This is a genomic window from Nocardia sp. GTS18, assembly GCF_013839555.1.
In the GTDB taxonomy this organism is placed as follows: Bacteria; Actinomycetota; Actinomycetes; order Mycobacteriales; family Mycobacteriaceae; genus Nocardia; species Nocardia rosealba.
The window spans coordinates 35,819-56,923 of record NZ_JACBIU010000022.1; the positions used below are offsets into that span (position 1 = coordinate 35,819).

The window sequence follows — 21,105 nt, forward strand, 5'->3', positions numbered from 1 at the left end:
GGTTTGGACAGCACCGTGAATGGGGTATGAGTAGGCTTCGGTCAACGTGTGCAGTGCGCGCCAGGTGAAAACGTCGAAAGGGGCAGGAGCTTCCATGTCCGAGGTGTCAACGAGTCTTTCCGCGGATGCGCCACCGGCGCGCCCGGTGGACAACAACCTGCTCCCCCAGTTGGTCGAGCACCTCCGGCAGAACCGCACCGGCCTGCGTGAGGAATGGGCGCGGCGCATCACCGAGGCCGAACTGCTCACCGCGATGACCCCGGAGGAGATCTTCTCCGAGGCCACCTCCATGTACGACAACTACGTCGAGGTGCTGGTCACCGGTAGCGTCGAGGCCCTGCAGGCCTACGCCCGCGACCTGTCCGAGCGCATCATTCCCCGAGGCGTCGAGACCGACGAGGTCCTCGGAATCGTGCTCCTGCTGCGCGACGTGCTCGCCCGCTCGCTGTTCTCGAAGTACCAGTCCAACTTCGAGATGCTCAACCAGGTGCTCGACGCCTACGAGCCCGCCGCCAACCGCATCGCCAACACCGTCGGCGTGTCGTTCGTGCAGGAGCGCGAGCGCGTCATCAGCCGCCAGCAGGAAGCCATCCGCGAGCTGTCCACCCCGGTGCTGCAGGTGCGCGAGCAGCTGCTCATCCTGCCCATCATCGGTGTGCTCGACTCCCAGCGCGCCCGTCAGCTCACCGAGCAGCTGCTGCGCGCCATCCGGGCCAATCGCGCCAAGGTGGTCGTCATCGACATCACCGGTGTGCCCGCCATCGACTCCGTGGTCGCCAACCACCTCGTGCAGACCGTCGACGCCTCGGGCCTGATGGGCGCCAGCGTCATCATCACCGGTCTGTCCTCCGAGATCGCGCTCACCCTGGTGACCATCGGCCTCGACCTGTCCAAGATGAACGCGGTCGGCGACCTGCAGGGTGGTATCGAAGAGGCCGAGCGGCTGCTCGGGTACGAGGTCACCCGGGTCACCGAGCGGCTGAGCGAGCGGGACGGGCGCTAGCAGTCCGCCATGCCGGTACCCATCCTGAAACAGGGCACATTCCTGATCGCCTCGGTCCAGTCGGCGCTGACCGACGCCGACACCGAGCGGCTGCAGGACGATCTCATGACGCAGGTCAGCCGCTATCGCGCGACCGGCATCATCGTCGACGTCACGGCCATCGACGTGATGGACTCCTTCGCCGCCCGTTCGCTGCGCACCATCGCCCACATGACCCAGCTGCGCGGCGCGGAAACGGTGATCGTCGGTCTACAGCCCGAGGTCGCGTTCGCGATGGTGCAGCTCGGGCTCACCTTCGAGGACATGCAGACGGCCCTCGACCTCGAAGAAGGTCTCGCCTGGCTGAACCGTCACCCGCGCAGCCGACGAGATGGTCGTGACAGTGGCCGCTGAGCAGGTCGCGATCGCAGTCAAGGTGTCCGAGGACATCGTAACCGCACGCCAGGCCGGGCACGAGCTGGCGGCTCACCTCGGCTTCACCCTCACCGACCGCACCATGATCTCCACCGCCATCTCCGAGATCGCCCGCAACATCACCAGTTACGCGGGCAGTGGCGAGATCCGCCTGCTCGTCGACATCCGCGACGGCCGCCAGAGCCTCGTGGTCCAAGCCGAGGACCAGGGTCCCGGCATCCGGGACATCCCGCGCGCGCTCGAGGACGGATACTCCACCGGTCGCGGCCTCGGTCTCGGCCTGCCGGGCGCACGCAGGCTGATGGACGGCATCACCATCGATTCCGCCCCCGGCCGAGGGACGTTGATCGAAATGTGGAAGTGGGTACCCGACGGTGCATGAAGACGGGATCACCGGCCGCACGGAATGGTCGACGGCCGGCCGGGCACTACCCGGCCAGGATGTCTCCGGTGACCGTGGCGTCGTCCTCGACACCGGCGACGGCGGCGTGCTCTTCGGCGTGCTCGACGGTCTCGGCCACGGCGCCGCGGCCGCCGACGCGGCCGATCGCGCCACCCTCGTGCTGTCGGAGAACCGTGGCGAACCACTGGATGTGCTGATGGTGCTGTGCCATCGGGCGATGGCCGAAACCCGCGGCGCCGCAATGTCGTTGGCTCTTATCGGGCCGGGCGACACCCTGCAATGGATCGGCGTGGGCAATGTGGAGTCGCGGCTGCTCACGCTCGGTCCGGCGGGCCCGGAGCTGCGGGCGACCATGCTGCTCACCGGTGGCATCGTCGGCTACCGGCTGCCCGCGCATCTACAGCCGCAGACCTTGCCGATCAAACAGGGTGACCTGCTGTTGATGGCCACCGACGGTCTCGTCACCGCCGACGCCGACAAGATCGACCTGGCCAGGCCCGCGGCCGCCATCGCGGGCGACCTGCTCGCCCGCGACGCCAAGGACACCGACGACGCGCTGGTCCTGGCGGCCCGCTTCCGGGGAGCAGGATCATGAGAGGGTGCCGATGAGTGCTGTCCTGGCCGCGTTCCTCGACGACTATTCGGCTGCCCTGCGCCGCCATGTCGCCGCGCCGGGCCAGACAGGCCTGAGCGAAGGCTACGACCTCGGCAGGCGCGCCCTCGTCGAGGGCATCAGTTTGCTCGATCTCACCGAGCACCACTTCCGCACCGTCGCCGAACTCGCGGGCAGCGAGGCGTATTCGCGCGGGGCGGAGGTGGCGCTGGAATTCCTGCTGCAGACGATGGCCGCGCTCGACATCGCCACCCGCGGCTACCTCGACGGCACCAAGCGCTACGAGCAACAGCGTTCACGCGCCGAGGATCTGGCGGGTCGTGACGCGTTCCGCACCGCGCTGGTCGAGTCGCTGCAGGACGGGTTCTTCGTCGCCGACGAGCACGGGACCATCGTCGAGGTGAACTCGGCGTTCGGGGTGCTCACCGGGTACGGGCCCGAGGAGGTGCCGTTCGCGCTGCCGCATCCGTGGGCCCTCACCGATCGCAAGGGCTATCCCCAGATCGGTACGGAGGCTTCACGTTTCGTGATGCCGGTGTGTCACCGCGACGGCCGCGAACGCTGGCTGGCGGTGAGCGCGAGTTCGCTGGTGAAGCAGGAGAACAACGAGCGGATCTTCGTCGGCACCGTGCGCGACGTCACCGCCGAGCACGACGCGCAGGCCCGCGATCAGGCGGCCTCGCGGCTGGCGACCGCGGTCGGCGCAGCCACCAGCATGGTGGAGGTCCTCGCCGTCGGGCTCGACGAACTGCGGCGGACCATGGGCGCGCGCACGGCACTCGTGGCGGTATGGCCGAGCCGCACCGGCCGCCCCGACCTCTACTCCTGCGGCGAGTCACCCACCGCCGCTCAGGCGCCACCGGAACCCGAATTCGTCTCCGCCAACAGCAGATTCGTCGCCACGCCGGTGCAGCAGCCGAGTTCGCGCGGTGAGGCTCCGGTGGTACTCGACGAGCAGACCAACGAACTGCTCGACCGGGCGCGCAGGCAGTCCGCGCGCGGCCTGTCGGCCATCACCGGCGACGAGGGTGGTGTGGACGCCGTCGTCGCACCGCTCGGCGAGACCGGTGACGCGGCGCTGTGGGTGCGCTTCGGCGCACCCCGCGCGGTGAGTGCCGCCGACTGGGCGCTGTATTCGCTGCTGGTCGGCCATCTCAGTGTCGCGTTGCAGCGTGCCCGCAACTTCGATCAGGCGCGCGCCACCTCGCTCACCCTGCAGCGTGCCATGCTCGGCCCGATCGAACTGCCGCCGCGATTCTCGGTGCACTACGAACCCGCCCTGCCGCCGCTCGAAATCGGTGGCGACTGGTACGACGTGGTCCCGCTGCGCGACGGCACCATCGGTGTGGTCGTCGGCGACTGCGTCGGCCGAGGACTGTCCGCGGCGGTGGTGATGGGCCAATTGCGCACTGCCGCACGGGCTCTGCTGCTACGTGGTGCCGGACCCGCCCAGCTGCTCGCCGAGCTCGACGCGGTCGCCGCACGGATTCCCGGCGCCATGTGCACCACGGTGTGCGCCGCCGTGCTCGACCCCGAGCGCGGCGTGGTTCGCTACTCCAACGCCGGCCACATGCCGCCGATCCTGGCCGCACCCGGTGGGCCCGGCCGGATCCTCGAGGGCGGCCGGGCGGTCCCGCTGGCCACCTTCGACACACCGCGCCGCCCCGAGGCGACCACTGCGCTGCCCGCGGGCTCCTCGCTGGTGCTGTTCACCGACGGACTGGTGGAACAGCGCGGTTACGACATCGAGGAGGGCTTCGTGAAGATCGCGGACGTCCTCAGCGAAACCGGCGGCGCGCTCCCCCGCGATGTGGCCGACGCGGTGCTGTCACGACTGTGCCCGCCCGCGGGCTACGACGACGACGTGGCGATGGTCGTCTACCGTCAGCCACCGGAACCGCTGCACGTCGACATTCCCGCCGCCGCAGTCGAATTGACCGGCCTGCGGCGCACGCTCTACCGCTGGTTCGCCACCGCCGCCGTACCGCACGACCTGGCCGCCGACCTCGTCGCCGCCGCCAACGAGGCGTGTAGCAACAGCGTCGAACATGCCTACCGCGACACCGAACCCGGCCGTGTCGTCCTCACCGCCACCTGCGAGGGCGACCGGGTGGTCATCGAGGTCACCGACACCGGCCGCTGGGTGCCCACCCCCACCGACCCCGGCTATCGAGGCCGTGGTGTGGAGATGATGCGGGTACTCACCGAGGACCTCGAATTCACCCACGACGAAAAGGGCACCCGGGTGCGTATGTGGGTGACGCTGCCCTCGATCACCTTCCCGACCGCGAATCCACTGCGCGCCTCGACGCGCCCGCCGGGAATGTCGTCGCTGAGCTCGTCCTGACAACTGTCAGCAAATGCGGCAGGGGACAGGAAAATCCGTGTTGACACGTCTACCCGTTGCTTGTCGGAGTCAAACTCCGTTGCTACGGTGATACCGCACTCCCACACCGAGCCAGGTGTGCATCCGGATATCCAGCGATCATCTCGCTGATTCGATGAGCTGCACAACCCTGATGACACCGACGCTGTCGGTGTCATCGCCGTGCAATTTTGCGAGACGATCCCTATCTCGAAGGAGAAACTGATGTCTGCAGCAGTTGGCGATCTGATCGACAGTATTTTGAAGATCCTCGGGTCGATCATCTGAACAACGATCCGTGAGTAAACCGTCGATTCCGGAGCCGACGACAGCTCCGGAATCGACGGGTTCAGTTCGTGGTCGTCTGATACGCCTCGAGGTCGAAAACGCGCATCTGCCTGCGGTAACGGAAACTGAAATCCGGCCACAGCACCGCGTTGTTGCCCGTGCTGTCGAGGAACCAGCTGCGGCACCCACCGGTGGCCCACACCGTTTTCGCCATCTTGCGCTGGATTCCGCGGTTGTATTCTTCCTCGGCGTCCTTACGGACTTCGACGGTGCGCAGGCCTCGCTGCTCCATGGTTTCCAGTGCCGAGACCAGGTACCGGAACTGAGATTCCATGATGTAGATCAGCGAGGTGTAATTCAGCCCGGAATTGGCACCGAGCATGAAGAACAGATTGGGAAAGTTCGCGACCGTCGTGCCCTTGTAGTTGCGATACCCTTCCGCCTCACCGATTTCCGACAGGGTACGCCCGTCGCGGCCGACATACAGGTTGTAGGTCGGGGAATCCGATACCTGGAAACCCGTGCACAGCACAATCGCATCGACTTCGCGTTCGGTGCCGTCCTCGGTGACGATCGAATTCGCCCGCACCTCCGCGATCGAATCCGTCACCAGGTCCACATTGTCGCGGTCGAGCGCCGGATAGAAACGGTTGGACACCAACATCCGTTTACAGCCGAGACGATGCGTCGGCACCACCTTTCGGCGCACCTGCGGATCCCGGATCTCGAGGAACATCTTGACCCGGCCCACCAACTCCAGCAGCACCGCCGCACGCGGATACTTGGCCTGGAAGACGACGAAGATCTCGCGCAGCAGGTAGATCATCGCCCGGACCAGCCGCTGGAAGCCGGGAATCCGCCGGAACGCGAATCGCTCGACCGCCGTATAGCGACGACCCAGATGCGGCATCACCCAGGTGGCCGTGCGCTGATACACATCCAGGCTCGCCACCTCCGGGGCGATCGACGGAATGATCTGCACCGCAGACGATCCCGTGCCGATCACCGCCACCCGCTTGCCCGCGAGGGTGGACTCGTGATCCCACCGCGCCGAATGGAAGATCTCCCCCTCGAAACTCGACATCCCCTTGATATCGGGAAGATTCGGCTCCGCGAGCACACCGGCCGCCGACACGATCACATCGGCGGTGAATTGCCCACGGCTGGTGTGGATCTCCCATCGGCCATCGGTGTCGTTCCAGCGCGCCGCCGTCATCTCGCAATCGAAGATGTGCTTGTCCCGCACCCCGAAACGCTCCGACACGTCCCGGATGTAGCGTTCGATCTCGGCCTGCGGGGAGAACGACCTCGTCCAATTCGGATTCAGCGCGAACGAATACGAATACAACTGCGAGGGCACATCACACCCGGCACCCGGGTAGGTGTTCACCCGCCAGGTGCCGCCGACATCGGGCCCACGTTCGAGCACGAGCAAATCGGTGTGCCCCTGCTGACTCAACCGGACCGCCGCGCCCACGCCCGACAGCCCGCTTCCGACAATGATGATCCTGGCGTGCCGTATGTCCGGATCGGCCACGGTCACCGAGCTTCGTAGATGCGTTTGTGACCCGACATCGCGGCCAGCCGGAACGGGCGCCGGGTTTCCTCGGCCATGGCGTGGTAGGCGCCGTCGGTGGGCAGCACCGCTTCGTGCAGGGCACGGTAGTGGTCGTAGTCGAGCATCTCGCGCGAGCTGATCGCGGCCTGGTTGGCCTCGGTGCGCAGGTGCGCACGGTAGCCGGACTGCACTGTGCCGCTGAAGAACTCGGCCACACTGCCGGAGCCGTAGCTGATCATGGCAAGGGCCTTGCCGGTGAGGTCGTCCGCGTGGTCGAGCAGCGAGGCCAGGCCGAGGTACAGCGAGGCGGTGTAGCTGTTGCCGACGGTGCGGTTGTAGGTGGTGGTAGCGCCGATGACGGCCTCGAGATCGGCGGCCTCGGCGGTCTGGCCCTGGCTCTCGAGCAGGTGCCGGTGCGCCTTGTAGGCCATCTTGGTGAAGGGCTGGTGGTAGCAGAACGCGGCGAACTCGCCGAGCTCGCGCCCGCCCTGGCGGCGGTAGTCGCTCCACGCCTCCTGGGCGGCCTTCTGGTAGGCGTTCACCGAGGTCTTACCGTCGACGATGGCCTCGGAACGGTAGTTCGGGCGCCAGAAGTCCATGATGTCGGCGCTGTAGAGCCCCGAGATCGGGTCGAGCGCGAGGATGGCCGGGTTCGCGGTGACGAGCATCGCGACCGCCGCGGCGCCCTGGGTCGGCTCGCCCGGGGTGTCGAGTTCGTACTTGGCGATGTCGGCGGCGATCACCAGCACCCGCTGCGACGGGTCACGCGCGATCAGGCCCGCGGCGAAGGCCAGCCCGGCGGTGCCGCCGTAGCAGGCCTGCTTGAGCTCGACCACCCGCGCCGCGTTGGGCAGCCCGATCAGCGAATGCAGGTACAGGGCAGCGGCTTTGGACTGGTCGACACCGGTCTCGGTGGCCAGCAGCACGGTGCGGATGTTGTCGGTGCCGTGCCGTTCCAGGATCGGCTGGGCGGCCGCGGCGGCGATGGTGACGATGTCCTCGTCGGCGGCGGCCACGCTCATGCGTTCCTGGCCGATGCCGAGGTAGAACTTGTCGCGATCCACCCCGAGTCGCTCGGCGAGGACGGCGTGATCGAGGGCGTAGTGGGTGGTGGCGAACGAAAGGTCGTGGATACCGACCGGCGTTGTGGTCATCGTTGTGTCCCGTTGCTCGTGGTTGACCGCTCGAATTGGGTATGGGCACGCATCAATTCACCGCGATTGGTCTGCGCGGCCATCAGCGACAGCTCACCGCACAGCACGGTGGCCGCACCGATCACGGCGAGGCGGCGCGCGTTCTCACCGGGCTCGCGTTCGGCCCGGCAGCCGAGGCGCACCAGGTTGTCCTCGACGAAACTGGCGTGCTTGCCGTTACCGACCGTACCGACGATCAGGTTGGGCAGGGTGCACGAGAAGTACAGATCACCGTCGCGGTCCTCGGCGTGGGTGACGCCCTGGGAGCCCTCGACGATATTGGCGGCGTCCTGACCGGTGGCCAGGTAGTAGGCCAGCAGCATGTTCGCGTAATGCGCGTTGGCGGAACGGATTCCGCCCGCGAGCAGGGTGCCGATCAGATTCTTGCGGATATTGAGCTCGACCACCTTGGCGGCGGTGGTGTGCAGCCGCGCCTCGACGACCTCGCGCGGGATCAGCAGCTCGGTGACGACGTTCTTGCCGCGACCGAGGATGCCGTTGACGGCGGTGGCCTTCTTGTCGGTGCAGTAGTTGCCCGAGATGGAGCCGTAGCGCACACCGGGCATGGTCGACAGGATGTGGTCCATCAGGTGGTCGCTGGCCAGCGTGGCCATGTTGTGGCCGGAGGCGTCGCCGGTGGTGAACTCGAAACGCAGGAACAGCAGGTTGCCCGCGATCTGATGGTTCAGGTCGATGAGCCGGGCGAAGCGGCTGCTGCCCGAGACGACCTCCTGCAGCTCGGGCATGCGGGCCGCGAGCTGCTGGACGGTGGTGTAGGCGGTGTAGGCGTCGTCGGCTTCCAGCAGGATCGACCGGGTCATCCGCTCGTCGATGAGGGTGGCGACGATGCCCTTCTCGGTGAGGGTGCTGATCCGCGCACCGCGCCCGACCGAGGGCCACAGCGGGGTCTCGTAGGTGGCCAGCGGCACATCGACGGAGTCGTCGACGACATTGCCGGTGATCCGCAGCGGACCGACCCACTGCATCGGGACAGCCGCGTACGACATGTCATTCATGGATGACTCCTTCTCGGAGGTTCGATTCGCGCCACCAGGGACTCCGGTGGGCGAGACAGGCCACATCGATGCCGCGCAGCGCACAGAAGCCGGCCAAGTCGCCGGTGACGAGCACATCGCGACCGGTGAGCTCGGCCGGAGTGGTCGCGCCGAGGACGGTCATGATGTTGCGCAGCTGATCGAGCCAGGTGGTGATCTTGGCGACGAGGGCCTCGGTGCCGTGATCGACGAGCGTTTCCAGAAACGCTCCCGCCACGCCGGTCGCCTTGGCGCCGAGTGCCAGGGCGCGGGCCATGTCCAGGGGTGAGCGGATGCCGCCGGAGGCGGAGATGTCGATGCCGGTGATACCGGTGCAGTCGAGCAGGCACGCGGCCGTCGACTGACCCCACTGTTCGATGAAGGCGAAGTCGGCGCCCGCGCGCCGGTCGTTCTCGATGCGCGCGAAATTGGTTCCGCCGCGTCCGCCCACGTCGGCCACGGCCACCCCGGCCTCGCGCAGCCAAGTGACGGTCTGCCTACTGAGGCCGAACCCGACCTCCTTGACGATCACCGGCACCGGCACGCCCGCGACGATCTCCTCGATCCGGCGCGGCCACCCGGCGAAGGCGCGGTCGCCCTCGGGCATCACGACTTCCTGCACCGAGTTCACGTGGATCTGCAGTGCGTCGGCCTCGAGCAGGTCGATCGCGCTGTGCACCTGGTCGAGGGTGGCATTGGCGTTCACATTGGCCAGGACGAATCCGTGGGGGTTCTCCTCGCGCAGCACCCGGAAGGTGCCGGCGACGGCGGGGTCGCGGAAGTAGGCGCTCATCGACCCCGACGCGATGGGAACTCCGGTCTCGCGGGCCGCGACGGCCAGCTGCCGGTTGATCTCGCCGGTGTTGGTGCTGCCACCGGTCATCGCGTTCACGTACAGCGGTGAGTTCCAGTGCTTTCCGGCGAAATCGACGCCGAGCCGCACGTCGGTCGAGTCGATACCCGCCAGGGCGTGGTGCACGAAGGCGACGGAGTCGAAATCGTTGCCGCCGCTGTGGTTGCGGCGATGGTTCACCGCGTGGCGAACGTGGTCGTCCTTGCGGTCGGCGATCATGCGCGAACTCCTTCGGACGGGTGGATCCGCAAGGGCAGCTTGCGGATTCCGGCGGCTTCCCAGCGATCGGTCAGTGCGGCGGCCTCGGCGGCGCGGCCGGTCTCGAGCAGCGCGATGCCGCAGTCGCCGCCGCCCGCGCCCGACGGTTTCGCGGCGGCGCCGGACTCGGCGGCCGCGCGGCACAGTTCGGCCAGGCGTTCGGTCATGATGCCGAGCCCCTCTGCCGCATCGAGACCGAGGAGAAGCTCGCGCGCACAGTCGATTTCGGTGCGGATGGCGGTGGGGTCGTCGGTGTCGAGGGCGGCGGCGAGGCGTTCGACGCAGGCATTGCTGTGTACCAGGAACTCGGCGCGGTCCAGGGGCGCGCCGAGCCCGGCGACCAGCGCGGGGGTGGAGGCGGGGGTGCCGGTCCAGCCGACGTGCAGGTCGAGGGTGGTCGGAGTCGGCAAGGGGCGCACCGAAAGACCCGGCCACGGCAGGCGAAGGGCCGCGTCGACGCCCTCGGTCTCGGCGGACCGGGCGATCCGCGCGCGATCCGGTGAGCTGTAGGCGATCCAACCGCCCCAGGTGCTCGCGGCGACGTCACCGCCGGAGGCGCGGGGGTTGACCTCGACGGTGGCGAGCATGGCGAGCCGGTAGCGGTCCATCAGGCTCAGGCCGAGGTCGTAGAACTCGCCGAGCGCGGCCACCGCCGCGACGGTCACCGCGGCACTGGAACCGAGCCCGAACTTGCGGCCGTCGGCGTCGCCCAGATCGGCGGTGACGGCCAAACGGTAAGGGCGCGGGGTGATTCCGCGTTCGACGATCAGCCTGTCGACGACCGATGCCGCGGCGAAAAGGTAGGAGAACGTGGCCGGAACCGAACCGGTCGCGGCGACCAGCCGACCCGGGCCCTCTGCAGGCACCACCCCGGTGGGGAGCGCGAGATCCGTGGCAACGGGATTCGCGGCGACCGGGTCCGGCGGGAGGCTCGCACCGGGGTCGGCGGTCGGGTCGACGACCGCGGCATCGGCTGCCCGGCGGCAGACGAGCGCAGTGCCACCGTCGAGGTCGGACCCGAGGACGGTGTCGCCGTCGGCGGGGCTCACGGTGGCGGTGGCGTAGCGGTCGACAGCGACCAGCACGGCCCGGTGACCCGGTTCGACGACGGCGTACTCCCCCGCGACGAACAGTTTGCCCGGGGCGCGACAGGCGATCATGAGACCCCGACCTGCGCGGTGTCCCGGAGCAGCGTGGCGCCGGGACCGATGTGCGCGGTGCGGGTGCTGACGAAATCGCCGAGGCTCTCCACGGTCGCGGCCACCCGGGCGGCGTCGGCGCGGGTGCACAGCACCTTCACATTGGGGCCCGCGTCGATGGTCGCGTAGGCGAGCACACCGTCGGCGCGCAGGGCCTGCACGGCGTCGAGCACCGCGAGCGAGTGCGGCGAGAGGTAGCGGATGCCGGGGCGGGCCGTGAGCATGGTGGCGTGCATGCCGAGCGCGTTGCGTTCGGCGATCTCGCCGATGGCGGCGAGGTCACCGCGGGCGACGGCGCGGCGCATCTCCTCGAAGTCGAGCATCGACGACTCGGCCCACGGCCGGTAGAAGGGGGAGGTCTGGGTGGTCGCCCGCATGGCGTCGCGGCTCGACACCGTTTTGGCGGTCTGGTTCACGACCGCGACGACCAGGGCGGGGTCGAGTTCGTCGCCGCCGATCGGCTCGGCATAGGAACTCAGATCGCCCGCCTCGCCGTCGCCTTCGCCCGCGTGCCACACCACGAAACCGCCGAAGATCGAGCGTGACGCCGACCCGGACCCGCGCCGGGCCAGCCGCGACAGCGCGCGCCCGTCCAGGTCCAGACCGTAGGCGGTGGCCGCGGCCGTGGCCAGCGCGGCGAAACCACTCGCCGAGGAGGCCAGCCCCGCCCCGGTCGGGCCGTCGTTGACCGTGACCACGGTGGCGCGTTCGGTACGGCCCGCCTTGACCCGCACGAGGTCGAGGAAGCGTTCGATACGGGTGTGCGCGGACCCGGTGGCGGCGGTGCCGTTGAACTCGATCTCGTCGACCGGCCCGTCGGTGACGCGCACGGTGGTGGTGGTCGCGAAGATGTCGAGCGTCATCGACAGGCTGCTCGTGACGGGCAGGAACATCGTTTCGTCGCGCTTGCCCCAGTACTTCACGAGGGCGATGTTCGGGTAGGCGAGCGCGGTGGCCTCGCCGGTGGCGGAGGTCGAAGTCATTGGTGGGTACCGGGTTCCGAAGTCGTGGCGGACAGGGGCGTGGCGCCGGCCCGCATGGCGCGAGTCGGCACCGTCCAGGTTCGCACGGCACCCGCGCGGCGCAGCGCGGCACTCACCCGGGGCGCCGAGGCGGGCTCGGTGAGAGCGAGCACACAGCCGCCGAGACCGGCGCCGGTGAGCTTGGCGCCGTGGGCACCCGCACCGAGCGCGGCGGTGACGAGAGTGTCGATGTGCGGTGTGCTCACGCCCAGCTCGGCGAGCAGTTCCTGGAAATCGAGCATGGTCTTGCCGAGAGCTTCCGCCGCACCGGCCGACAGCTCGTCGCCCGCGGCCTCGATCAGGCCCGAGGCGCGCTCGAGCAGCGACCCGGCCCGCACCGGGTCCTCGGCGAGCCTGCGCCGCACACCGGCCACCGCGTGCTGGGTGGAGCCGGGCACGCCGGTGTCGGCGATGACGAGCGCGGCATCGAGCCCGATCGGCATCGGCTCGGCCCGGCCCTGATGGAACCGGATCGGACCGTTCGCCAGGACGGCACTGGCATCGATGCCACTGGCCCGCCCGTGCGCGACCTGTTCGCCACATTGCACGAGGTCGTACAGTTCGCCGGGTTCGACGACGAGCCCGTGCAGATCCGCGACCGCGCGCACCGCGGCACCCGCGCACGCGGCGCTGGAACCGAGCCCACGAGCCAGCGGAATCCCGCACTCCACAACGACTTCGACGGTAGTATCGGTGATTCCCCACCGCCGCAACGCTTCCTCGGCCGCGACCCGTGGACCCGACAGGGCGGTGTCGGTTCCGCCGACGACGAAACGGAAGTGCCCGTCGGCCGGAACCTGCGACCCGGTGCCGGGTTCGGCCGGGCGCGCCAGGGCGCGCACCGGCAGGGCGGGCAGGGGGAACGCGATCGCGGGCGTGCCGTGCACGACCGTGTGTTCGCCCAGCAGGATCGCTTTGGCGTGGGCGCGCCCGATCCCTACGACCATGCCCGTTTTCGTGGTCACATCGATTCCTCTCCCAACTCGGGCAGGTTCACCGCCCGACATCCTTCCTACCGGAACGACGCCGGGCGGTCGGCCTCGCGCTTACCGAGTCGATCGGCCGAGAATACTGCGCACGGACGGGAAGAACGCGGGCACCTGCGCGGCATAGGCGCGATAGGACGCACCGAAGCGGGCGATCAGGTCACGCTCCTCCAGGTAGGTACCGAGCAGGATGTACCCGGTCAGACCCAGCGCCCACACCAGGTGGCCGACCGTGAACTCCCTGGCGAACCAGAACGACACGAGCAGCCCGGTCATCAGCGGATGCCGCACCAGCCGGTACACACCGTTGACCTGCAACCGGTCGACGGTGGCATCCGGCACCTGGATCACGTATTGCCGGTAGGCCTGGCTGATACCGAGCAGATGGAAATGGTTCAGCAGCAGAGTCGCCGCGTAGACCAGCACGAACCCGATCCAGAACCCGATATCGAGCGCGATACCCACCGCACCTTCAGCAGACCAGAGTACGTGTGGTATGGGCTGCCAGGCCAGCATGATGACCCACATCACCAGGCAGACGCCGATGATGTAGACCGTCCGCTCGAGCGCTTCGGGCACCCAGCGGGTGATGAAGGCCTTGAAGGCGGGCCGGGCCATGCCCGAGTGCTGCAGGGCGAACAGGGCCAGCAGCACCAGGTCGATCGCGACGGCGGGCACCGCGGACAGGTGCGGTCCCTTGTCGACGGTCTTGGGCAGGAACCAGCCACCGGCGAACAACAGCATCAGCGGCACCGTGATACCCGCGAAGGCGTACACGGCGAAGGAGAACAGGAACGGGACGAGCCGACCGGGCGTGCTCAGCACGCCCCGCGCCTGCTGGGGTGTCATCAGATCCATGCGAACCACGGCAGGTAGCGGTTGCGGACGGTGCCCGATTCCAGGCGCTGCTCGAGGCGCGCCTTCCACTTGTTGCCGTAGCGCTCGTTGAGGAAGCCACCGGGCACGACCAGGCGCCAGCCCGACTGCGCGACCATCCAGTACGGCACGATGACACCGGGGTTGACATCACGCATGTAGTCGAGCTTGTCGGGGATCTGGCTCCAGTGGATACCGGGGTAGCGGTGGTGCACGCTGTGGTAGCCCTGGTTGAAGATGAGGAAGTTGAGGATGTTGCCCGCGTTGTTGAGCGAGGTGCTCGGTTCGTCCTCGAACTGGCGCGCCGGCGCGTGGCTCAGCCAGGCGAAGTAGCCGGCGTTGACCTGGGTGATGAGGAACGGCACCCAGTAGAACAGCACGAACCGTTCGGTGCCCGCCGCGTACCAGACCGCGCCCATGACCAGGAAGTACACCGCCAGGTCGAAGATGAACTGGTGGCGGGTGCGGCGGCGGCGCGGGGCCGGGTTCGCGGCGAACACCGTGCGCACGGTGTGGATCTTGACGATGGTTCCGTAGCGGATCCAGTACCAGATGGCGCCGAGACCCTTTTCCATTCCGGTGGTGGCGGTGACGTCACCCGGGCCGTCGTTGAACCGGTGATGGTTGAGGACGTGCACCTCGCGCATCTCGGCGGCGGTCAGGTTGCCCGGCAGGCAGCACAGGATGTCGACCACCCGGTTGGGCAGCTTCGAGACGAACAGCGGCCGATGGGTGTGCATGTGCATCACGCCGATGGTGAGCGAGAGGTTGAGCAGCGACAGCACGATGATGAGCGGGATCGCGATGTACCAGTTGCCAGCGGCGGGGACGAACAGGGCGGCCGCGGTCATCCCCATCCACAGTGCGATGTGCACGAGCGGACCGACATTGGAGGCGTGCTCGAGTTTGAGGACCCGCCGGCTGAACGGCGGTTTCTCGGTAGGCGCGACGGGCGTTGGGGTGCTCACGGGCGAGCTCCTTCGCTAGTAGTGACGATGCTCATGAACGAATTGCGTCGGTGGCGAGCGCTGCCTGTTGCAGGCGCTCGGCGAGGTCGCGCAGGGCGTCGGGCCGGTTGCCCGGCACCCGCTCCATGGCCCCGAAGGCCAGGTGGTCGGCGATCATCATGGTGCGCACCGTCGAGCCGGCCGGTTCGCCGGTCATCGGTTCCTCGGGCAGGGCCCGCACGAGGGCGAAGGTGGTGTCGACGATCAGCGGGACCAGCGAGGTCGCGGCCGAGTTCTCACCACCGGCGCGCAGCACGTCGGTCTTGGGGACGTGGCGCTCGGCCGCGAAGTCCGGGGCGGCGTCGAGCATGGTGTGGATGGCGCCGTCGGCACCCGCGCGTACCCGCTCGAGCATCCGGGTCCAGTACTTCGACGAACCCGCGGCCAGCACGGACGCCGTGAGCGGACGCCGGTACGGCTTGGGCGCGCCGACCGCCCCGCACAGGAACGCCGAGGTGGTGATGGTCATATAGGCCATGGCCGCGCGGGCACCGAATCCCGGCGTGCCGGGGCCGAGCCGGGCGAGCAGCGCGAAGCCGCCGAGGGTCGGGGCGAGCTGCCGCAGCATCACCATGCGGGTGAGTTCCTCGCGGTCGGCGGCGCCGTAGAGCTCGAGTTCGCCGTCGCGCAGGTCGTTGGCCGACTGGGCGATCACCGCGATACAGCCGGTGAGCTCGCGCAGGTCGTCTTCGGGCAGTACGCCGTCGGCGACCAGGGTGCACGCGTAGTGGGTGACGCGGCCGAGCACGCCCTCGCTGTAGGTGACGCGCGGCAGCGGCTTGTCGAGGTTGCGGGCCATCACCGCGGCCATGTCGGTGAGCACGCTCGCCACTCGTTCGCGCGCCTGTGGCGACAATCCGGCGACCAGCGCGCGGATGTCGGCGATGCGCTCGGCGAGCAACAGGTCCAGCGCCTCGCTGTCGCGCACGACGCCGGTGGTCGGCGGCAGCGCGGGCGGTGCGGAATCGCTTGTGCCGTTCAGGTATTCGGCCGCGGCCAGTACGGCCGAACCCGCGTAGTCGCGGTCGGCGAGGTCTTCGTAGGCGTCGAGCACCCGGCACGCGAGCAGGGCCGCGGCGGCTTCGGCCCGCTGGTGGGCCGGCAGGAAACTCACCGCGATACCGAGGTTGCGCCCGGCCGGAACGAGGGCCAGGCGGGCCAGTTCCTCGGGCGTGCGCGCGGCGCGCATGGCGGCCAGGTCGGGGGCGCGGCGCAGGACACGCAGGCCGCGGACCAGCTGGAGGAGTCGGACATCGCTCATCGGGAGATCACCTGCCGCAGAAGTTCGCGCAGGTCGTCCCGCGCCGGAGAGGGGCCGAACACGTCGAGCGCGTCGGTGGCGGTTTCGGTGGCGGTTACCGCGACCACGCGGGCGGCCTTGGTCGCGCCGCTGTCGACCAGGTCGGTGCGCAGGGTCTCGCTCGGTGTGGCTGGGTCGAGCCACAGGTCGCGGGCACCCTCACGCAGGTCGAGCCACTCGATGACCGGCCAGGTCGGCACGCGACGTTCGAGATCACCGCCGGCGTCCTTGCCGAGGCCGGGGCCACCTTCGATATCGCGGACGTCGTCCATGATCTGGAAGGCCAGGGCGAGCTGGTCGGCGTACACCATCAGCGCGTGCAGCCGGTCCAGGTCGACGCCACCCGCGGTGCCGCCGTAGGCGCACGACAGCCGGAACAAGGTGCCGGTCTTGGCGATGGCGACCAGTTCGTAGTGCCTGCGCAGCGCGGGCACGTCGATGGCGGGTGGCATGGTTTCGATGAGCTGGCCGAACGACAGCTCCGAGAGCCGGTCGGCGAAGGTGATGCCGGGCGCGTCGGTGATGCGCTCGGCCATCGCCGGGTTGTCGGCGAGCACACGGGCCACGACCTTCATCGCGGCGCCCGCCATGTGGAAACCGGCGCGGGCGGCCTGGCGGACACCGAAGGCTGCGGGGACCGACGGCGCGTCGCGGCGCAGCAGGGAGCCGTCGCAGATGTCGTCGTGGATCAGCGAGGATTCGTGCAGCATCTCCATGGCGCAGGCCAGGTCGACCGCGTCGGCCGGCGATACCGCATCGCCCGGCGCATCCGGGAGCAGGGTGGCGCAGGCCAGGACGAGCCTGGCCCGCACCCGCTTGCCGGGCGCGGCGAGCACATGGCGGTAGATGTCGTCGAAATCCTCACCGGTGAGCAGGATTTCGGGCAGGCGCGTGGCGACGAGCGGGAGCTGCTCGACCGGGCCTGCCGGTCGCGGCAGGACCCTCACCTGGTCACCGGGGTGCTCCACGTGCACCGCCTGGGGAACCTCGGGGCGATGGGCTGAGGCTAGCGCGGAGTTGTCCATAGCGCTGAACTCCTTTGGTGTGGTCACGATGGCGGCAGGGCTCATTGCGCCTGGTGGACAGGGGTTTTCGAGGAATCGCCTCGGAGGAGTCGGAGGGGCGTCGCCACCGGCGGGCGTCGGGGCCGTGTTGTCCCGATCACTGGCTACCGACGGGTAGTTTTGTAGACGTCTGTCCCAATTGTCAAGCATTAGTGCAGGTTTCGCTCTGACGTGCACGAATAGCGTTGTCACACAACGTTTTTGAGCAGAAGTAACGACGGGCAGAGTTACGGCGAGTGTCTGGATGTAAGCACCGGAGTGACGTGAAACACGCTGTAGCACAAGCGATTACCGGCGGCGCGATCTGCCGTGTAGTGAGCGGTCAGCGCGCGACCAACGATCGCGGGTACGGGTTTCACGAAGGGTTGCCACGACACTGTGGGCTTGCGCAGCTGCGCTGGGAGGTCGGCGGAAGACGTCCGGAGGCCGGCGACTTCGACGGCCGAGAAGTGTTACGTTCGCGACTCTACAATCGGCGACGCGGTCGCGCGAATCGAAAACCACAGCCGCACAGCCCCGAAATGGGCTGTGCGGCAGCGAAACACCGGTTCAGGGGACTTCCGTTGCGATGACACGCCACAGGCGCGGACCCCGTGGCGCGGCGCGCCGGTTGGTTACCGGGGGCGCGAACCGAAGGGACGATGACCGCGCTGCCAAGCCAGCCGGAACGACCACACGGCGGCGAGGATCGATCCGACGACCACCACCGCGATCGCCGAAAGGACGAGCCCCCCGGACCAGCCGACGCCCGCGTGGCGCGCGATCATCGCCGAGGCGGCGATCGGGCCCGCAGTGAGCAGTACCGGGATCAAGAGGATCAAACCGAGAGTTACCAGAGTCGAGGGCGCCATCGTCGCCCCGGAGCGTCGCGTGATCGTAGCCATTTCCGCCCTCTCCATGGATGGAACTCAGCGAACGTCGAACTCAGCGATCCATAAACAAAGCTACAGCCCGGTGAACGCCATTCGCCCGATTGTCACGAAATGGTGATAACTCGGTTTGCGAAATATTTGCTCATGGGTCATGTTAATTCAGCGACGCCGATGAACGCCGTCACCGAGACGCGCGAGTCGCGCTCAGCCCGGCTCGGTACCGAAAGTACCTTCGAGACGATTGCGTGACCCGGGATGAATCAGCCGGGCCGCACTCACCAAGCCGCCGGAGGACCAGGTGCGCCGCCGGATCAGCAGACACGGTTCGTCACCGGCGATGCCGAGCAGCGCGCACTCGTCCTTGCTCGCCCGCACGGCTTCGACGATGTGTTCGCCACGCAGCAGCGGGGCGACCTCGCTCAGATAGGTGTTGGGGGTGACGGTGGTGAAGTCCTGGGTGAGATAGTCGGGCGCCTGGGCCGGATTGACGTAACGATCCTCGAGCTGGATCGGCACGTCGTCCTCGCGGTGCACCAGCAGCGAGTGGAACACCGTGCCGCTCAGGTCGTTTCCGAGGATCGGATGACCCTCGTCGATCCGCTCGGCGCGCACGAAGACGACCTCGGTGCGATGCCGGTGCCCGCGCTGCGCGATCTCGTCGGCGATGTTCCTGACCTCGAACAGCGGTGAGGTGGCCTTGCCCGCGGCGACGAACGTGCCGACGCCCATCACCCGGGTGAGGGCGCCGTCGGCGGTGAGGTCGCGCAGGGCGCGGTTGATCGTCATCCTCGACAGCCCGAGCGCGGCGACCAGCTGGTTCTCCGAGGGGATCTGCTCCCCCGGGCTCCATCGGCCGCCCTTGATCTGCGCCATGATGAGCTGCTTGACCCGCTCGTATGCCGCGAACTCGGTACCGAGCGCGCCGTAGAGCGCGGCCAGCTCCGCATCGACCACTTCGATCGCCACCACCGGTATTTCCCTCCGTCAGGCCAAGAGAATACGTCGCGGCCGATTCCGACAGCTACTTGTATAGACAGGACTATACCACTAATCTGGTTGTCAGTGACCCCGGACACACCCGTCTTTCGAGGAGTGAACACATGACCGACGACACCGCGCCCGCCGCAGGTCCGCGCCCCGTCCGTGCCCCGCGCGGTCCCCAGCTGCACACCAAGGGGTGGCAGCAGGAGGGCGCCCTGCGGATGCTGATGAACAATCTCGACCCCGAGGTCGCCGAACGCCCCGACGATCTGGTCGTCTACGGCGGTACCGGGCGCGCGGCCCGCAGCTGGGCGGCCTACGACGCCATCGTGCGGACCCTGGAAACCCTCGAGTCCGACGAAACACTGCTCGTGCAATCGGGGAAACCGGTCGGCGTATTCCGCACCAATGAATGGTCGCCGCGGGTGTTGCTGGCCAATTCGAATCTGGTCGGCGACTGGGCCAACTGGGAGAAGTTCCGCGAACTCGAACAGGCGGGCCTGATGATGTACGGGCAGATGACCGCCGGTTCGTGGATCTATATCGGTAGCCAGGGCATTCTGCAGGGCACGTACGAAACTTTCGGTGCCGTGGCGCGTAAACGTTTCGGCGGATCGCTGGCCGGCACGATCACGCTCACCGCGGGCGTCGGCGGAATGGGCGGGGCCCAGCCACTCGCGGTGACGATGAACGACGGTGTGGCCCTGTGTGTCGATGTCGACCCGGCCCGCATCGATCGCCGCATCGCGCACGGCTACCTCGACACCAAGGCCGACTCGCTCCAGCAAGCGCTGGATCTGGCCGTCGCCGCGCGCGACGAGCGCAGGCCGCTGTCGATCGGTCTGGTCGGCAATGCCGCCGAGGTGTTCCCGGCGCTGCTGGCCATGGACGCGCCGATCGATGTGGTGACCGACCAGACCTCCGCGCACGACCCGCTGTCCTACCTGCCGATCGGGGTCGCGCTCGAGGACTGGCACACCATGGCCGAGAAGGATCCCGGGTGGTTCACCACCGAGGCGCAGGCATCGATGGCCAAACATGTCGAGGCCATGGTCGGGTTCATGGACAAGGGTGCCGAGGTGTTCGACTACGGCAACTCGATCCGTGACGAGGCCCGCAAGGGCGGCTACGACCGGGCCTTCGCGTTCCCCGGTTTCGTGCCCGCCTATATCCGGCCGCTGTTCGAGGAGGGCCTCGGCCCGTTCCGCTGGGCGGCCCTCTCGGGTGACCCGGCCGATATCGCCGCCACCGACCGCGCGATTCTCGAGCTGTTCCCCGAGAACGAGCATCTGAAGCGCTGGATCACCATGGCGGGTGAGAAGGTGAAGTTCGAGGGCCTGCCCGCCCGCATCTGCTGGCTCGGGTACGGCGAACGGCACCGCGCCGGACTGCGTTTCAACGAGATGGTGGCCTCGGGCGAGCTGTCGGCGCCGCTGGCGATCGGACGCGATCACCTCGATTCCGGTTCGGTCGCCTCGCCCTACCGCGAGACCGAAGCCATGGCCGACGGCTCGGACGCCGTAGCCGACTGGCCCCTGCTCAACGCCCTGCTCAATACGGCATCGGGCGCCTCGTGGGTGTCGATCCACCACGGCGGCGGTGTCGGCATGGGCCGGTCCATCCACGCGGGCCAGGTGTGTATCGCCGACGGCACGCCCCTGGCCGCGCAGAAGCTGGAGCGGGTACTCACCAATGATCCCGGCATGGGCGTGATCCGTCACGTGGACGCGGGCTACGAGCACGCGGCCGAGGTCGCCCGGGAACGCGGTGTGCGAATCCCGATGCAGGAGAGCTGATATCGCTTACTTCGGCGCCG

19 protein-coding genes are annotated in these 21,105 nt (G+C 68.3%); 6 read left to right on the forward strand and 13 right to left on the reverse strand.

Annotated features, from left to right (window positions below):
• Positions 1 to 94 precede the first annotated feature (94 nt).
• From HYG95_RS17620 to HYG95_RS17640, 5 genes are read left to right on the forward strand one after another with little or no spacing between them, the layout of a single operon-like run.
• Positions 95 to 1,003: an STAS domain-containing protein gene (locus tag HYG95_RS17620; RefSeq protein WP_067492043.1), complete on the forward strand. Its 909-nt coding sequence runs from the start codon at positions 95 to 97 to the stop codon at positions 1,001 to 1,003.
• 9 nt (positions 1,004 to 1,012) lie between these two features.
• Positions 1,013 to 1,396, forward strand: a complete 384-nt coding sequence (locus tag HYG95_RS17625) for an STAS domain-containing protein (RefSeq protein ID WP_067492042.1) — start codon at positions 1,013 to 1,015, stop codon at positions 1,394 to 1,396.
• On the forward strand, positions 1,374 to 1,799 hold the full coding sequence (locus tag HYG95_RS17630; protein WP_067492040.1) for an ATP-binding protein: 426 nt from the start codon (positions 1,374 to 1,376) through the stop codon (positions 1,797 to 1,799). The genes HYG95_RS17625 and HYG95_RS17630 overlap by 23 nt, the downstream gene beginning before the upstream one ends.
• Positions 1,792 to 2,415 carry a SpoIIE family protein phosphatase gene (locus HYG95_RS17635; RefSeq protein WP_181699097.1) on the forward strand — a complete coding sequence of 208 codons (624 nt, stop codon included), beginning with the start codon at positions 1,792 to 1,794 and terminating at the stop codon, positions 2,413 to 2,415. Before HYG95_RS17630 ends, HYG95_RS17635 begins: the two co-directional genes overlap by 8 nt.
• A 10-nt stretch (positions 2,416 to 2,425) precedes the next feature.
• A complete protein-coding gene (locus HYG95_RS17640) occupies positions 2,426 to 4,780 on the forward strand; it encodes a SpoIIE family protein phosphatase (RefSeq protein ID WP_181699099.1) in 2,355 nt (784 codons plus the stop codon).
• 367 nt (positions 4,781 to 5,147) lie between these two features.
• Here HYG95_RS17640 and HYG95_RS17645 read toward each other — a convergent pair whose 3' ends face one another.
• The 13 genes from HYG95_RS17645 to hutC all read right to left on the reverse strand — a co-directional run bounded on the left by HYG95_RS17645 (position 5,148) and on the right by hutC (position 19,283).
• Complete coding sequence (locus HYG95_RS17645) at positions 5,148 to 6,623, reverse strand: flavin-containing monooxygenase (RefSeq protein ID WP_370465834.1); 1,476 nt, start codon at positions 6,621 to 6,623, stop codon at positions 5,148 to 5,150.
• A gap of 2 nt (positions 6,624 to 6,625) precedes the next feature.
• Positions 6,626 to 7,798 (reverse strand): hydroxymethylglutaryl-CoA synthase, encoded by a 1,173-nt coding sequence (locus tag HYG95_RS17650; protein WP_181699103.1) that lies wholly within the window; start codon positions 7,796 to 7,798, stop codon positions 6,626 to 6,628.
• Complete coding sequence (locus tag HYG95_RS17655) at positions 7,795 to 8,853, reverse strand: hydroxymethylglutaryl-CoA reductase (RefSeq protein ID WP_220139540.1); 1,059 nt, start codon at positions 8,851 to 8,853, stop codon at positions 7,795 to 7,797. The genes HYG95_RS17650 and HYG95_RS17655 overlap by 4 nt, the downstream gene beginning before the upstream one ends.
• The gene (gene fni / locus HYG95_RS17660) at positions 8,846 to 9,943 is read right to left on the reverse strand and encodes a type 2 isopentenyl-diphosphate Delta-isomerase (protein WP_181699105.1); all 1,098 of its coding nucleotides are present in this window, start codon (positions 9,941 to 9,943) and stop codon (positions 8,846 to 8,848) included. Before fni ends, HYG95_RS17655 begins: the two co-directional genes overlap by 8 nt.
• On the reverse strand, positions 9,940 to 11,142 hold the full coding sequence (locus HYG95_RS17665; RefSeq protein ID WP_181699107.1) for a phosphomevalonate kinase: 1,203 nt from the start codon (positions 11,140 to 11,142) through the stop codon (positions 9,940 to 9,942). Before HYG95_RS17665 ends, fni begins: the two co-directional genes overlap by 4 nt.
• Positions 11,139 to 12,164, reverse strand: a complete 1,026-nt coding sequence (gene mvaD / locus HYG95_RS17670; protein ID WP_181699109.1) for a diphosphomevalonate decarboxylase — start codon at positions 12,162 to 12,164, stop codon at positions 11,139 to 11,141. The genes HYG95_RS17665 and mvaD overlap by 4 nt, the downstream gene beginning before the upstream one ends.
• A complete protein-coding gene (gene mvk, locus HYG95_RS17675; RefSeq protein WP_370465835.1) occupies positions 12,161 to 13,168 on the reverse strand; it encodes a mevalonate kinase in 1,008 nt (335 codons plus the stop codon). Before mvk ends, mvaD begins: the two co-directional genes overlap by 4 nt.
• Before the next feature lie 81 nt (positions 13,169 to 13,249).
• Positions 13,250 to 14,047 (reverse strand): isoprenylcysteine carboxylmethyltransferase family protein, encoded by a 798-nt coding sequence (locus HYG95_RS17680; protein ID WP_181699111.1) that lies wholly within the window; start codon positions 14,045 to 14,047, stop codon positions 13,250 to 13,252.
• Entirely contained in the window at positions 14,038 to 15,033 is a 996-nt protein-coding gene (locus HYG95_RS17685) for a fatty acid desaturase (RefSeq protein ID WP_181699113.1), read from the reverse strand. Before HYG95_RS17685 ends, HYG95_RS17680 begins: the two co-directional genes overlap by 10 nt.
• A 31-nt stretch (positions 15,034 to 15,064) precedes the next feature.
• Positions 15,065 to 16,333, reverse strand: coding sequence for a hypothetical protein (locus HYG95_RS17690; protein WP_181699115.1), 1,269 nt, complete (start codon positions 16,331 to 16,333; stop codon positions 15,065 to 15,067).
• Positions 16,330 to 17,397, reverse strand: a complete 1,068-nt coding sequence (locus HYG95_RS17695) for a polyprenyl synthetase family protein (RefSeq protein WP_225282339.1) — start codon at positions 17,395 to 17,397, stop codon at positions 16,330 to 16,332. The genes HYG95_RS17690 and HYG95_RS17695 overlap by 4 nt, the downstream gene beginning before the upstream one ends.
• 653 nt (positions 17,398 to 18,050) lie before the next feature.
• Positions 18,051 to 18,320 (reverse strand): hypothetical protein, encoded by a 270-nt coding sequence (locus tag HYG95_RS17700; RefSeq protein WP_181699118.1) that lies wholly within the window; start codon positions 18,318 to 18,320, stop codon positions 18,051 to 18,053.
• 192 nt (positions 18,321 to 18,512) lie between these two features.
• On the reverse strand, positions 18,513 to 19,283 hold the full coding sequence (gene hutC / locus HYG95_RS17705) for a histidine utilization repressor (protein ID WP_181699178.1): 771 nt from the start codon (positions 19,281 to 19,283) through the stop codon (positions 18,513 to 18,515).
• Between the two features lie 125 nt (positions 19,284 to 19,408).
• On the opposite strand from hutC, the gene hutU reads away from it, so the two are divergent.
• A complete protein-coding gene (gene hutU, locus HYG95_RS17710; protein WP_181699119.1) occupies positions 19,409 to 21,085 on the forward strand; it encodes a urocanate hydratase in 1,677 nt (558 codons plus the stop codon).
• The last annotated feature ends 20 nt before the right edge of the window (positions 21,086 to 21,105 follow it).